Source organism: Roseovarius sp. JB2-10 (assembly GCF_055693585.1).
This window is the reverse complement of sequence record NZ_CM146337.1, coordinates 744,456-758,921: the sequence shown is the minus strand read 5'-3', so window position 1 is coordinate 758,921 and position 14,466 is coordinate 744,456. Positions and strand designations below refer to the sequence as shown.

Genomic DNA, 14,466 nt, shown 5'->3' with positions numbered 1-14,466 from the left:
GGTTGCCGGGCGGGACCCACCATCCGAAAGGAGAAACCAAATGGCTGGAACACAGTACCGCGGCTCGGAAATCACCGATGTCGATCAGTTCCTGAATGACGCCGACGGCCTTGGCTCGGAGCGCGAAAAAGAAATCGGTCAGCACATTGGCTATCGCTATGACGTAAACCTTGTGCCTGATTACAACCGCATCACGCCCTACTTGGAAAAGTACATGGAAGTGATGGGCTGGGACGATCTGAACTGGCTTGAAGACGTGCACATGGGCTACGAAGAAGGTGCCCCAGCCGTGTTTGACAGGAACAACAACGGTTGGATCCGGGTGCCTGACACGATTGATCTGCCGGACAACCAGCAGGATCGTGACATGATTGCGCGTGAACTACTGCTGAAATTCCAGATGTCGGATCGTCATCCGCTGGTCAATCTGCGCAAGGCGTATATGAAGTTCTGAACCATGCCGCGCCCGTTAGATATCGCCTGCCTTCAGACCCGGCCGATGCCTGATTTTGCATCGGCCCTGGATGAGGCGATGCCGTTGGCCAATTCGGCGGCAACAGCGGGCGCGGACATCCTCTTTTTGCCGGAATATTGCGGCGGATTGAAAACCGAAGGTGCGCGTGTAACGCCGCCGTCTGCACCCGAAAACGCGCATCCTTTCCTCAAAGCGATGCAGGATTTCGCGGCCAAGCGTCAGATCTGGGTCAACCTTGGATCAATCGCTGTAGATGGCCCGGATGGGCGTATCATCAATCGTGGATACATGTTGGACGACACAGGAGCGATCAGAAGCTCTTACGATAAAATCCACATGTTCGACATACAGCTTTCGGAAACTGAGATTTACCGAGAAAGTGCCTGTGTCAGTCCCGGAAACGAAGCGGTGATCCATGAAACGCCGTTTGCTCGGATCGGGCATACGATCTGTTATGATCTGCGGTTTCCCGAACTTTTCAGGCGCCTTGCGCAAAATGGCGCCGAAATCATCATCTGCCCCGCGGCCTTCACACGCAAGACCGGTGAAGCGCATTGGCACATTCTCAATCGGGCTCGGGCAATCGAAACCACGCGGTTTGTTGTTTCGCCTTGCGCGATAGGTCCTGTGCCGGGAGGTGGTGAAAGCTACGGCCATTCTCTGGTGGTTGACCCTTGGGGCGAAGTCATCAGTGATGGTGGCACGTTGCCGGGGGTTGTGCAGGCCCGGATTGATCTGGATAAGGTCACTGAGACCGAGGCTCGTATTCCGAGCCTTGATAATGATCAGCCTTTCACTCTTGAAGTCGATACCAAAAGGAATGTTGCATGAGCTCTGTTGCCTCCCAGTTGGGCGAAAGCTATTCCGATCACCCGTTGCGAAAAGCCTTCTTGCGGTGGCAATGCCGGGTGCGGCAGATGTCGATGCGTGACCATGATGGACGCCCAGATGATGCCATCATGCCTGCAGTGATCCTGCCGGACCAAGATGAGGCAATGGGCCATATCATTACCGTGATGAACAAGTCGCCCGGGTATTCCGTGACCTCCGAACTGGTGCACATGTCCGCCAAGACAAATGACCCTGCTCAACGTCGCGAGACAGCGATCCGGTTTCTCTCGGCTGGATATTATCAAAATGCAGTTGAGTTTTCCGACATCCTGACAGCCACGTTTCCGCCGGCATCCGAAGGAGCTGCGAAGATCCATCAAGCGGGTCATTGTCGTCTGGTGTTCGACGCATATGCCCAGCAATTTGATCTGCAATGCAAGGTTTGGCGCCTGGCGCAACATAACCTGCTGCATCAGGCAACCGTTGCACACAACAAGCTCTTCAACTCGGTTCTTCCACCGGATACGGAAGTGTTGGGCTTTGAGCCAGACTGGAAAGCCAGTACGTCTGAGCCAGCATACCGCTAATCACTGTTTAAATTTTGCGACCTTGCTTTGTATCTTTTTGATGCAAGTGCAAAACCTGGGCCGCTGAAATTTCTGGACTCGAAATCCATTTTGTATACAAAATGTATGCAAATGAGGAGATCTCGATGTCAAAAGACAAAAAGTCAGCCTGTATCGACGATTTGCGTATGCGCATCCTACGTCAGGATATTGCTCCGGGCAGTGATCTGGATGAAGTGTCGTTGTGTGATCACTACGGCATTTCGCGCACGCCGATGCGCGAGGTCTTTCAGCGGTTGAGCGGCGAAGGATATGTTCGCATTGAACAGAACCGCGGGGCCAAGGTGGCCTCGATGGATCTGGGCGTCATGCGGATGTTCTTTCAGACGGCACCGATGATTTATGCAAATGTTGCGCGTCTTGCGGCCGAAAACAGACGGTCTGACGAAATTCCACCGCTGAAATCCATTCAGGAAGAATTTCGTATTGCCGTGCAGGCGGGCGATACGGCGCAATCGGCGCTTTTGAACCATGCATTCCACGAACAGATCGGTGTGATGTCCCACAACCCTTACCTGCGGGCCAGCTTGGGGCGGATGTTGATCGATCATACGCGGCTCAGCCAGACATTCTATCGCCCGACGTCGCAGGATGAAGAACAGCGCGTGGCACGCGCAATCGAGCAACACGATGCCATGATTGTCGCCATCGAACGGCAGGAGCCTGCTCTGGCTGTCGACCTGACCATTGAGCATTGGAACCTGTCGCGGGATCGGCTGGAGCGGTTCGTGTCACCGGATCCACTGCCGCTCGATGTGATTTCTATGAAGGACCGTAAACATGCACTTTGAAGGCATCTACACGCCCATCGTGACGCCCTATCATGATGATTTCAGTGTGAACGAAGAAGCGCTGGCCAACACGGTCGAATTGCTGATCGGCGCCGGTGTGCACGGCATAATCGTAGCTGGCACGACCGGTGAATACTATGCGCAAACCTTTGATGAACGCGTCTGGATGATGAAACACGTGCACAAGCTGATCAAAGATCGGGTGCCCATGATTGCGGGCACGGGCGATATCCGCACTGAAAACAGCATCGAATATGCCAAGGCCGCCAAGAAGATCGGTGCCGATGCGTTGTTGATCGCCACGCCGCCCTATTCCTGCCCGACGGGACGCGAGGTGGCGCTGCATTGTCTGGCGGTGGACCGGGCCGCGGACATGCCGGTGATGCTCTATAATTACCCAGGCCGCATGGCCGTGAACATGGATGAAGAAACGTTGGATCGGTTGGGGCGCTCCTCTAACTTCTGCGCGATCAAGGAAAGCTCGGGCGACATCAACCGCTTGCATATGCTGGCGCGGGATTATCCGCATATCGCGCTGAGCTGCGGGATGGACGATCAGGCGCTGGAGTTCTTTGCCTGGGGTGCGCGGAGCTGGGTTTGTGCCGGATCGAATTTTGCGCCCGAGGCGCATATCGCGCTCTACCGTGCCTGCGTGGTCGAGGGTGATTTTACCAAGGGCCGCGCAATCATGTCGGCGATGCTGCCGCTGATGCGAGTGCTCGAGCAAGGCGGCAAGTTTGTCCAGTGCATCAAACACGGTCTGACCATGCGGGGCATACCCGGCGGCCCGCCGCGTAAGCCGCTGCATCCTCTGAACAAAGACGACAAACGCGCGCTTGAGGAGGTCATCCGCACAATGAACACCCGCGTTGCCCAGATCAAAGGAGAGGCCACATGACTGACCTTCTGACCCGCGACGAATATGGCGCCATCGCCGCCGAGATTGACTTGCCCGCAACCCCGTTCATCGATGGGAAATTTCAGAAGGGGTCGGGCCCGATGATGGAAACGGTGAACCCGGCAACGGGGGATTTGCTGACTAAGGTCAGCACCGCCACCGCCAGGGATGTGGATTTTGCCGTCAGCAAGGCGCGCGAGGCGTTTGATCAGGGGCATTGGTCGCGCCTGCACCCGTCTGAGCGCAAGGATGTGCTGATCCGGATGTGCAAGCTGATCACCCGTCGCCGTCGCGAACTGGCAGTGATGGAGAGCCTGGACAGTGGCAAACCGATCAAGGATTGCGAAGAGATCGATATCCCCGAGACGATCCACACGATCAAATGGCACGCCGAACTGGTCGACAAGATCTACGATCAGACCGGTCCGTCTGGCGACGACGCGATCAGCATGATCGTGCGGGAGCCGATTGGCGTGGTAGGCGTGGTGCTGCCGTGGAACTTCCCGATGCTGATGATGGCGTGGAAGATCGGCCCGGCGTTGGCGGCGGGCAATTCGGTCATCGTGAAACCTGCGGAACAAACCAGCCTGACTGCCCTTCGCCTGGCCGAGATCGCCCACATGGCGGGTGTCCCACGCGGTGTGTTGCAGGTGTTGCCTGGCGATGGCCCCTCGGTGGGCGAACCGCTCGGGAAGCACATGGATGTCGACATGGTGAGCTTCACCGGCTCGACCGAAACCGGCAAGCGGTTCCTGCGCTACGCCGCGGACAGCAACATGAAAGAGGTCACGCTGGAATGCGGCGGCAAAAACCCCTGCGTCGTGCTCGCAGACGCCGAGAACCTGGATCATGTGGCCGAACATGTGGTCAACGCGGCGTTCTGGAACATGGGCGAAAACTGCTCTGCCGCGTCGCGCCTGATCGTGCACAAGGCGGTGAAAGCTCCGCTGATGGAGCGCATTATCGCCCGCATTCGGGATTGGAAAACTGGTGACCCGCTGGATCCGGCCAACCATCTTGGAGCGCTCATCGACGCCGAGCATTGCAAGAAAGTCAGCGGTTATCTGAAGGGCAAGGCGATTGTTGGCGACAAGGCCAAAGGAAATTTCGTGCCCCCCACGGTCTATGAGGTGAAGCCGTCCGACAAGAAGGCACGGGACGAGATTTTTGGTCCCATACTGAGCGTGATTGAGGTGGCCAGCACCGAAGAGGCGATCCAACTGGCCAATGACACAAGCTACGGTCTCGCCGCGTCAGTCTTTACTGCGAATACCCGCCAGGCAATCCGCACTGCACGCGAGATCAAGGCGGGTACAGTAACGGTCAATTGCTATGGCGAGGGGGATATCTCGACGCCCTTTGGTGGGTACAAGCAATCGGGCTTTGGTGGCCGCGATAACTCGGTCCACGCCCATGACCAGTTCACACAACTCAAAACCATCTGGATCGATCTTTCTGATCCGTCTGAAGGAGACAACGTGGGATGAGTGTTGATGCAGTAGGCACGGTTCGTCGCGGACGTGGGGCGCGTACATCGGCGCGACGCGCCAAGGATTTCACCATGCTGCCGGCGTTGAAACGCGGCATTCCTCTGACCGAGCCGATGAGTGGAGAGGAGATTGAGCGCATTGATGCGGCCTCGATGCATATCCTTGAAAATGTAGGTGTGCATTTCCGCGATGACATCGCGCTTGAGGATTGGCGCAAGGCCGGGGCCAAGGTTGTTGGAGAACATGTTTATCTTGATCGCGGTTTGGTGCGCGAGTTGATCGCGACCATCCCCGAAACCTTCACGTACCATGCGCGCAATCCGGTAAATAACCTGCCCTTTGGGCGCGATCATGCGATTTTTGTGCCAATGACCGGCGCGCCGTTTCTGCGCGATTTGGATGACGTGCGGCGCAACCCGACGCTGGAAGACCTCGCGAATTTCCACAAGCTAGCGCATATGTTGCCCGCGATGCACAGCTCAGCGCATCACATTGTCGAGCCTTACGATCACCCGATCAGCCAGCGCCACCTGCGCATTACCTATTCATCGATGAAACACTCGGACAAAACGTTCATGGGCATGACCACCAGCCCGAAAAACGCCGAGGATGTGATGGAGATGTGCGCCATTCTCTTCGGCGATGAATTTCTGGAGACGCATCCCGTTGTCACCGGCAACTGCAATGGCAACAGTCCACTTGTGTGGGATGAAACCATGCTTGGGGCGATGCGGGCTTTTTGCAAACGCAACCAGCCGGTGCTCTGCTCACCCTTTGTACTGGGCGGGGCCAATACGCCTGCGTCCGTTGCACCCACTGTGGCACAGTTGAATGCTGAGGCCTTGAGTGCTCTGGCCTACACACAGGTCGTGCGAAAGGGCTGTCCTGCGATCTACGGGCACTACCTCAGCACTGTCAGTATGAAATCCGGCGCGCCTATGGCAGGCACACCCGAGATTTCGTTGATGAACCTGATGATCGGTCAGATGGCACGGTTTTATGGTGTCCCCTGGCGGTCCTCGAACACTTTGGGGGGGCCAAGACCTTTGACGCGCAGGCAGGATATGAGAGTGCCACCACGCTGATGGCCTTGCAAATGGCGGGCACCAATTACATGTGGCACAGCGCGGGTTGGAACGAGGCCGGGATGCACTGTTCCATGGCCAAATTCGTTGTTGATGCCGAACAATGTGCAATGGCGTATCGCATGGCAGAGGGCATCCGGTGGGATGATTTCGACGAGGCGTTGGCCGCGGTCGCGGATATCGGTCCCGGTGGGCATTATCTGGGCCACCCGCACACGCTGGAAAACTTCCAGCGGGCGTTCTTCATGCCGGACCTTTTCGACAACAACTCGATCGAGCAATGGCAAGCCGAAGGTGGGATTGAAGTGGGCGAACGCGCGATCACCTACACCCGCGATCTGTTGAACAGCTATGAAGAGCCCAAGCTGGATGCTGGCGTGAATGACGCGCTTTTGGACTATATCGCCCGGCGCGAACGCGAAATCCCAGCAGCAGATGCCCTGAATCAGGAGCACTGATGCGTATCGCCGAGATCCATATCTACGCCCACGATCTACCCGTCAAAAACGGACCGTACACGATGGCCAATGCGCAGGTGTGGTCGCTGGATACGACACTGGTGCGGGTGGTTTCGGATACCGGGCTAGAGGGGTGGGGAGAGACCTGCCCTGTTGGTCCCACCTACGCCGAAGCCCATGCCAAAGGTGCCCGCGCCGCGTTGGTGGAAATGGCACCTGGCCTGATTGGGGTTGATGTTGCGCCGCTGAGCTTGCACCGGGCGATGGATGGCCTGCTCAACGGGCATAAGTATGCCAAGGCGGCGATAGATATTGCCGTGTATGATTTGATCGGTAAAGCCACGGGGCTGCGTGTGGCTGACCTGTTGGGCGGAGCGGTGACAGAACGCGTGCCATCCTATTATGCCACTGGTGTGGGCGAGCCTGATGAGATTGCCAAACTGGCGTCCGATAAGGTGGCTGAAGGGTATCAGCGGTTGCAGATCAAAGTGGGTGGGCGGCCGGTTGAGATAGATATCGCTGTCATCCGCAAGGTCTGGGAAACGGTCGGCGGCAAAGTGCGACTGGCGGTAGATGGCAACCGGGGCTGGACCACGCGGGATGCTCTGCGCGTCAGCCGGGAATGCCCGGACATCCCGTTCATTATGGAACAGCCCTGTAATTCGATTGATGAGCTGCGCCAAATTCGCCCACAGGTCCGCCATGCGATTTACATGGACGAAAATGCCGTTGATCTCAGCACCGTCATCGCGGCGGCAGGAACAGGATTGGTGGATGGGTTTGGCATGAAGCTGACCCGGATCGGCGGCCTGCACCCAATGGCCGCCTTCCGCGATATCTGCGAGGCGCGCAACCTTCCGCATACCTGTGATGACAGTTGGGGGGGTGACATCATTGCTGCCGCTTGCACGCATATGGGCGCTACGGTCAATCCGCGTCTGCTGGAAGGCGTGTGGCTGGCTGCCCCTTACATCGATGGTAGTTACGACCCTGAAAACGGCATTCGAATTGAGGATGGTCACATCGATCTGCCGCAAGGCCCAGGTTTGGGCATTCTGCCAGACGCCGCTCTTTTTGGTGATCCGGTTGCGTCGTATAGGCGTTGAACAGATGAACGCAGCGCTGCCATATCTTGACCTTGCGGATCCCGGGTTTTCCACTCGAGGACCCGAGGTGCGCGCGGCACGGGATACAGGTTGGTGCGCGCGGACACCCTATGGTCTGGCGGTGCTGCGGTATCGTGAGGTTGGAAAAATTCTGCGCGACAGGCGGTTCCGACAGGGCAGTCACAACTGGCCATCCACGGTGGGTATTTCCGGACCCTTCGCCGCATTCTGGCGGCAATCGGTGATCGGGCAGGAAGGGGATGCTCATCGGCGGTTGCGCGCGCTGGCCGTACCTGCCCTGAGCGACGATTACGTGATCGGGCTTGCTCCCCGGTTCCTGCAGATAGCCCGCGATCTTTGTGCCGAGATACGCAAGACGGACCATGTCGAATTTCAATCTGCCTTCAGCGATCCCTTCACAGGCGGTGTGATTGCGACGCTTTTGGGTTTGAATGAAGAGGAGTGGCCGTCAGTTGCACGGGATGCGTCGGAATTGGGGCTTGCAATGGGCATCACGGCTCAACGCTATGAAGACCGGTTCAATGCGGCGTGCGAGCGTTTGTTCGATCTGGCGGACAGGCTGGTTATTCGCGTTCGGCAGGGCAAAGACACGACGAGCTATGTTGCCCGGATGGTCGATGAATTTGACCGTAACGGCGATTGCACCTACGCGGAATTGCTGAACACGATCGTAATTTCCATTTTCGGCGGCGTGGATACGACCCGCGCTTTGCTTGGGCTGGGCCTGTCTTTGTTTATCGAAAACCCGGATCAATGGCAGGCGCTGCGGCGCGATGCCAACCTAATCCCTGCCGCAGTAGAAGAGTTCATTCGTGCGCGCCCCACCACCACATGGGCCACCCGCGAAGCGGTCGAAGACGTCGATATGGGCGGGTTGAATATTCCGCGCGGTACGGTTCTTCACCTGCTGGTTCACGCATCGGCACGTGACCCCGAGATATGCACGGACCCTCGGTTTGACATCACTCTGCCGCGCAAACGCCATTTCGGTTTTGGTGGTGGGGCGCATCATTGCATCGGGCATTTTGTGGCCCGAACGGATCTGGCCGCAGCATTAACAGCCCTGCGCGAAACCTTTTTGACAGTGACCTATGATGGATCACCGGAATGGATGCCCGACAGTGGAAACACAGGGGCCATCAGACTGCCGATAAAATATGAGGTATGCGCATGAGATTTGCAGGGAAAACCGCGCTTGTCACGGGGGCTGCCGGTGGCATTGGTACAGCCCTTGTACGGGCGTTGCGCGACGAAGGAGCCAAGGTTGCCGTCACAGATCGCGATACATCCGCGGTCGAGGCCGATGCCCATTTCGACGGTGACCTTTTGGATGGTGATTTCTGTGATGCGTTGCCCGGCCGCGCGGCTGAAGCACTTGGGCGGCTGGACATTCTGTGTAACAACGCCGGGGTCATCACACGGGGTGACATCACAACCGCTACAGATGCGGATTATGCCCTGACGATGGGCGTAAATGTCGAAGCGCCATTTCGGCTGTGCCGCGCGGCCATTCCGATCATGGCGGAAGGGGGCGGCGGAGCCATTGTGAATACGTCCTCGTGCTGGGGATTGCAGCCCGGGGCTGAGCATCCGCTTTACGTGATGTCGAAGGCGGCGATTGCGTCGCTGACGCAGTGTCTTGCACGGGATCACGCGGGCCAGGGCATCCGGGTCAACGCGGTCTGCCCGAACGAGGTGAACACGCCAATGCTGCGCACGGGGTTTGCCATTCGCGGCCTGGATCCTGACGACGCGGTGGCCAAGCTGAATGCCAGTGTCCCCCTGGGTCGGATTGCCGAACCGGAGGATGTTGTGGATGTGGTAACCTTTCTGGCTTCGGACGCCGCGCGCTATGTCTGTGGTGCTTTAATCGAAGTCAACGGTGCGAAGCCGGTCGGATGACGGAGCGGTTTGCGGATAAAGTGGCGTTGGTCACCGGAGCGTCCAGCGGGATGGGTGCGGCCACGGCAAAGATGCTGGCGGACCAGGGTGCACGTGTTTTCACCGCTCAACGCGGTGCTGCAGAGCACGAGAATATTGTTGCCGACTTTGCGGACCCTTCCGTACCTGAGCAGGTGATCACCCATGTGAACAGGATCGCAGGTGAATTGGATATCCTGATCAACAATGCTGGCGTTATGCGCGAAGGCACGGTTGAAGAAACAAGCGTTGAAGACTGGCATTTTCAAATGCAGGTCAACCTGACAGCGCCCTTCCTCTTGACCCGTTATGCCATGCCGATGCTGAAGGCGCGCGGCGGGGCGATCGTGAACGTGGGTTCGATCGAAGGCTTGGGGTCAAACCCTCGCCATCCGGCTTATTGCGCGTCCAAGGCGGGGCTACATGGGCTGACCCGCGCGGTGGCCATCGATCACGGACCCGACGGGGTGCGTTGCAATGCCGTTGCGCCTGGATGGATCGATACCCCGTTGAACGTGGATTTCGTCAACAGCATGGCGGATCCTGAGATGTTCCGCGAAAAGATTGGTGACATCCACCCGGTGCGCCGCACAGGATCACCCGAGGATGTTGCGAAGCTGATCTGCTGGTTGGTGTCGGACGAGGCAAGTTTTGTCACCGGCCAGACTTACACGATTGATGGTGGCCGCACCGCGCAATTGAGCCTGCCATGACAGTGAGCCGTCTTCCTGTGGACACAGGTGTTTCAGGCTGGAATGCCATTCTGCCTGCGGCAGACACACCCGATCAGCTTTCCGAGAACGTCATGGCCGATTGGCTTGTTATTGGCGGTGGGTTTGCGGGGCTGGCCGCTGTGCGTCGGCTAAGTCAACTGCACCCCGATGCGCGGATCGTCCTTTTGGATGCCACGCGCCTGGCCGAAGGTCCGGCGGGTCGCAACACCGGGTTCATGATTGATCTGCCCCATCATTTGACGTCCGAAGGTTATGGGGGGCACACCGAATGGGATCGCAACGAAGCGTTTGCCAACCGGGCCGCGATTGCATTTGCCGCGGAAATGGCAGCAGATTTTGGATTGAGTAAGGAAGCGTTTGACCGTCCCGGCAAAGTGAATGCCGCGGCATCAGACCATGGCCATCGTCACAACCTGTCTTATGCGAAGCACCTTGAGAGTTTAGGTGAGGCTCACGAGATGCTGGACGCCAAACAAATGCAAGATTTAACAGGCAGCAGCTATTACCAAAGCGGCCTTCGAACTCCGGGGGCTGGGTTGATACAACCCGCACTTTTCATTCGTGATGTGGCGCGTTGCTTGAAATCCAACCGGGTGCGCATATACGAAAATTCTCCTGTTGTTGATCTGCAAAAGAATGGTGATTGGGTTGCCAGAACGCCTAAAGGACAAGTTACGGCACCCAAGGTTATCTTAGGCGTCAACGGGCATGCCAACAGCTTTGGACACTTTAAAGGTCGCTTGATGCACATCCATCTCTATGGCTCGATGACACGGGCCTTGACGGCTCAGGAATGCAAAGCGCTCGGCGGAGAGCCGCGATGGGGGCTGACGCCGGCAGACCCGATGGGATCCACAGTGCGGCGCATTTCAGGAACGGGCGGTGACAGGATCGTTGTGCGCAATCGCTTCAGCTATGATCCCACGATGCGGGTGAGCGCAGCGAAAGTAGAAAAGATGGCGCGAGATCACATCAGGAGCTTTGAAGCGCGGTTTCCCATGCTTGCGGGTGTCGAAATGGAACACAGCTGGGGCGGGCGGCTTTGTCTGAGCCGCAATGGTGCACCTGCTTTGGGCGAGGTGGATGACGGCCTTTTTTCCGCGTGCTGCCAAAACGGATTAGGGGTCGCGAAGGGGACGTTGCATGGCATGCTGATGGCTGAGCTTGCTTCTGGTCTTACATCCGATTTGTTGGATCAGGTTCTGGCATTGCCTAAACCGTCCCGTTTGCCGCCTGAACCCGTGGCGTATGTTGGGGCCAATGCGATGCTGCGCTGGAGCGAATTCAAGGCAGGACGAGAGCTTTAGAGACCTTAACCCGAGGCCAGATCCCGCAGAATTGGACAATCCGGGCGACTGTCACCGGCACAGGCTTCTACCAGATCAGACAAGGTGTCTTGCATGGATTGCAGCTGTGTAATCTTTTGGTCAATTTGTTGGAGGTGCAGAAGGGCCAGTTGTTTGACATCCGCGCTGGCACGTGTGTCGTCTTCGTAAAGCGCCATTAATGTACGGCAGTCATCAATCGAAAACCCGAGTGTACGCGCACGCCCAAGAAACGCGAGTTTGTGCGCATCGTTTTTGTGAAAAATGCGATACCCGTTGGTGTCTCTCTGCGGGCGGATCAGACCAATATCTTCGTAGTATCGTATGGTTTTGACCGGCATATCGACACGTTTGGAAACTTCCCCAATATTCATCACCCACTCCCTTATTCGGTTAATTTTGCCCCTGTTACATAGTCATGTTCGCTGAACGTGCGGCCATCTGCGGACGGGTTGACCGTTCTGAGGCGCAAGGCGTTGCTGAGCACAAAAACCGAGGATAATGCCATCGCCCCCGCCGCCAGCATCGGTGATAGTAAGAGGCCAGTCCACGGATAAAGTACGCCGGCCGCCACCGGGATCAATGCCGCATTATATGCAAAAGCCCAAAACAAATTCTGGCGAATGTTGCGCATCGTGCGATGTGACAGGTGCTGGGCTGCGATGACACCCTGAGGATCATCCGACATCAGCACGATATCTGCCGCTTCGATCGCGATGTCAGTACCGTTGCTCATGGCAATACCGACATCGGCCGCTGCAAGAGCCGGGGCATCGTTGATGCCATCACCAACAAAGGCAACGGGACCGAATGACTTACGCAATGCCCGCAGGGTTTCGACTTTGCCGCCGGGCAGAACCTCTGCAACGACATGGTCGATACCAAGTTCGGACGCAATGGTCTGTGCCGTGGCCTTTGTATCGCCTGTGACCAGGGCAACCTCCAACCCAGCCTCGCGCAATTGCGCAACTGTTTTCTGACTGTTTGGTTTGACGGCGTCTGCAATTGTCAGAACGGCCGCCAGAGTGCCGTCGACCGCGATGAATACGGGGGTCTGGCCGCTTTTCGTGGCCGTTGACAGCGCCTCATTGAATGAATCGCACGCGATGCCGTCGCGCGACATCAACCGTTTCGCACCGATCAGGACATCAAAGCCATCGACCTGTGCCTGCACACCGAAGCCACTTATGGCAGTGAAATTTATCGGTGTGGGCAGGTCTGTCCCGTCCGCCGCAGTTTCAATGGCGCGCGCGATGGGATGTTCGGATTTCGCTTCGGCCGCGGCGGCAAGGCGCAGGACCTGATCGTGTTTGAACCCTGGTGCCAGTTCCACGCTCACAACGCGAGGGCGGCCTTCCGTCAATGTGCCCGTTTTGTCAAACGCGACGACACTGGCCTCATCCAATTGCTGCAGAGCGTCGCCTTTGCGAAAGAGGACACCCAGTTCCGCCGCGCGTCCGGTGCCCACCATGATCGACGTCGGCGTGGCCAGACCCATGGCGCAGGGGCAGGCAATTATCATCACGGAAACACCTGCAATCAAGGCATGGCTGAGCTGTGGGTCAGGGCCCAGAAACAGCCATGTGATGACGGTTACGCAAGCAATAGCGATCACAATGGGCACAAACACGGCAACGACTTTGTCAGCCAGAGCCTGAACCGGCAGTTTCGCATCTTGCGCCGTTTCGACCATGTTTACGATTTGGGCGAGGGCCGTATCCCGACCCACCTTTGTGGCCTTGAAGGTGAGCGCACCCTCTCCGTTTACTGTACCACCTATCACGTGTTGTCCGGGATGTTTGGCAACGGGCATAGGCTCACCGGAAATCATACTCTCATCCACGAAGGAAGAGCCGTCCATGATTTGCCCATCAACAGTGATTTTCTCTCCGGGCCGCACATGGAGGATGTCGCCAACGATGATATCCTCCGTTGCGACACTTACAATTTGACCATCGCGCTCGACGCGTGCGGTTGGCGGCTGCAGTTCGATCAGTTTGCGGATGGCTGCACCCGTTTGGCCCTTGGCACGCGCTTCGAGCCATCTGCCCAACAGGATGAGTGTTACGATCACCGCGGCCGCTTCGAAATACACTGCCGCTGTACCGTCGGGCAATAATTGAGGCAGGAAGACCGATACCGTCGAAAAGAGCCATGCCGCCCCGGCACCCAACGCGACAAGACTGTTCATGTCCGGCTTGTGGCGTATCAACGCCATCAATCCGCGTGTGAAAAACACGCGTCCCGGCCACAACAGCACAAGAGTTGTCAGGCAAAACTGAAGCAGCCAAGAGGTATTCTGACCCAGCAGGGAATGGACCAACTCTTTAACGCCGGGCACGAAGTGACTGCCCATTTCAAGAACAAAGACCGGTAGGGTTAGCGCCGCAGCGATCAGGAACAGACGTTTTGCGGCATGCGTTTCTTCGTGTCGGCGTGCGGCCTGATCCGCCCGGTTTCCCGTGGATTCACGCGCGGGGTAGCCTGCTTTCGTCAGCGCGACGGACAATTCCCTGACATTGGTTATCTGTTTTTGAAATTGGACCGTGGCCGTGTGCGTGGCCAAGTTTACCGAGGCAGCTACCACGCCTGAATGCGCATTCAACGCGGCTTCTGCGCGCCCCACACACGATGCGCAGGACAGCCCTTCTACGTCCAGCCGAATGGTTTGAGACTCAGTCATAGACACCCCGGATCATGTCATCT

The 14,466-nt window shown here is 57.4% G+C and carries 13 protein-coding genes and 1 pseudogene; 12 read left to right on the top strand and 2 right to left on the bottom strand.

Annotated features, from left to right (window positions below):
* Positions 1-40 precede the first annotated feature (40 nt).
* From ACZ1HJ_RS03800 to ACZ1HJ_RS03745, 12 genes and pseudogenes are all read left to right on the top strand, one after another.
* Complete coding sequence (locus ACZ1HJ_RS03800; RefSeq protein ID WP_472721015.1) at positions 41-454, top strand: hypothetical protein; 414 nt, start codon at positions 41-43, stop codon at positions 452-454.
* A 3-nt stretch (positions 455-457) separates the two neighbouring features.
* On the top strand, positions 458-1,306 hold the full coding sequence (locus ACZ1HJ_RS03795) for a carbon-nitrogen hydrolase family protein (protein ID WP_472721014.1): 849 nt from the start codon (positions 458-460) through the stop codon (positions 1,304-1,306).
* Positions 1,303-1,893, top strand: coding sequence for a hypothetical protein (locus tag ACZ1HJ_RS03790; protein ID WP_472721013.1), 591 nt, complete (start codon positions 1,303-1,305; stop codon positions 1,891-1,893). The genes ACZ1HJ_RS03795 and ACZ1HJ_RS03790 overlap by 4 nt, the downstream gene beginning before the upstream one ends.
* A gap of 125 nt (positions 1,894-2,018) precedes the next feature.
* Positions 2,019-2,723 carry a GntR family transcriptional regulator gene (locus tag ACZ1HJ_RS03785; RefSeq protein ID WP_472721012.1) on the top strand — a complete coding sequence of 235 codons (705 nt, stop codon included), beginning with the start codon at positions 2,019-2,021 and terminating at the stop codon, positions 2,721-2,723.
* Entirely contained in the window at positions 2,713-3,621 is a 909-nt protein-coding gene (locus tag ACZ1HJ_RS03780; RefSeq protein WP_472721011.1) for a dihydrodipicolinate synthase family protein, read from the top strand. Before ACZ1HJ_RS03785 ends, ACZ1HJ_RS03780 begins: the two co-directional genes overlap by 11 nt.
* Positions 3,618-5,108 carry an aldehyde dehydrogenase gene (locus ACZ1HJ_RS03775; RefSeq protein ID WP_472721010.1) on the top strand — a complete coding sequence of 497 codons (1,491 nt, stop codon included), beginning with the start codon at positions 3,618-3,620 and terminating at the stop codon, positions 5,106-5,108. Before ACZ1HJ_RS03780 ends, ACZ1HJ_RS03775 begins: the two co-directional genes overlap by 4 nt.
* Positions 5,105-6,654 (top strand): annotated as a pseudogene (locus ACZ1HJ_RS03770) (trimethylamine methyltransferase family protein). Before ACZ1HJ_RS03775 ends, ACZ1HJ_RS03770 begins: the two are co-directional and overlap by 4 nt.
* Positions 6,654-7,760: a mandelate racemase/muconate lactonizing enzyme family protein gene (locus ACZ1HJ_RS03765; protein WP_472721009.1), complete on the top strand. Its 1,107-nt coding sequence runs from the start codon at positions 6,654-6,656 to the stop codon at positions 7,758-7,760. Before ACZ1HJ_RS03770 ends, ACZ1HJ_RS03765 begins: the two are co-directional and overlap by 1 nt.
* Positions 7,761-7,764: 4 nt before the next feature.
* On the top strand, positions 7,765-8,955 hold the full coding sequence (locus ACZ1HJ_RS03760; RefSeq protein ID WP_472721008.1) for a cytochrome P450: 1,191 nt from the start codon (positions 7,765-7,767) through the stop codon (positions 8,953-8,955).
* Positions 8,952-9,683, top strand: coding sequence for an SDR family NAD(P)-dependent oxidoreductase (locus tag ACZ1HJ_RS03755; protein ID WP_472721007.1), 732 nt, complete (start codon positions 8,952-8,954; stop codon positions 9,681-9,683). Before ACZ1HJ_RS03760 ends, ACZ1HJ_RS03755 begins: the two co-directional genes overlap by 4 nt.
* On the top strand, positions 9,680-10,414 hold the full coding sequence (locus tag ACZ1HJ_RS03750) for an SDR family NAD(P)-dependent oxidoreductase (RefSeq protein ID WP_472721006.1): 735 nt from the start codon (positions 9,680-9,682) through the stop codon (positions 10,412-10,414). Before ACZ1HJ_RS03755 ends, ACZ1HJ_RS03750 begins: the two co-directional genes overlap by 4 nt.
* Positions 10,411-11,742: an NAD(P)/FAD-dependent oxidoreductase gene (locus ACZ1HJ_RS03745; protein WP_472721005.1), complete on the top strand. Its 1,332-nt coding sequence runs from the start codon at positions 10,411-10,413 to the stop codon at positions 11,740-11,742. The genes ACZ1HJ_RS03750 and ACZ1HJ_RS03745 overlap by 4 nt, the downstream gene beginning before the upstream one ends.
* 5 nt (positions 11,743-11,747) lie before the next feature.
* On the opposite strand, the gene cueR is transcribed toward ACZ1HJ_RS03745, so the two are convergent.
* The gene (gene cueR / locus ACZ1HJ_RS03740; RefSeq protein WP_472721004.1) at positions 11,748-12,134 is read right to left on the bottom strand and encodes a Cu(I)-responsive transcriptional regulator; all 387 of its coding nucleotides are present in this window, start codon (positions 12,132-12,134) and stop codon (positions 11,748-11,750) included.
* 11 nt (positions 12,135-12,145) lie between these two features.
* Positions 12,146-14,443 carry a heavy metal translocating P-type ATPase gene (locus tag ACZ1HJ_RS03735; protein WP_472721003.1) on the bottom strand — a complete coding sequence of 766 codons (2,298 nt, stop codon included), beginning with the start codon at positions 14,441-14,443 and terminating at the stop codon, positions 12,146-12,148.
* Positions 14,444-14,466 lie beyond the last annotated feature (23 nt).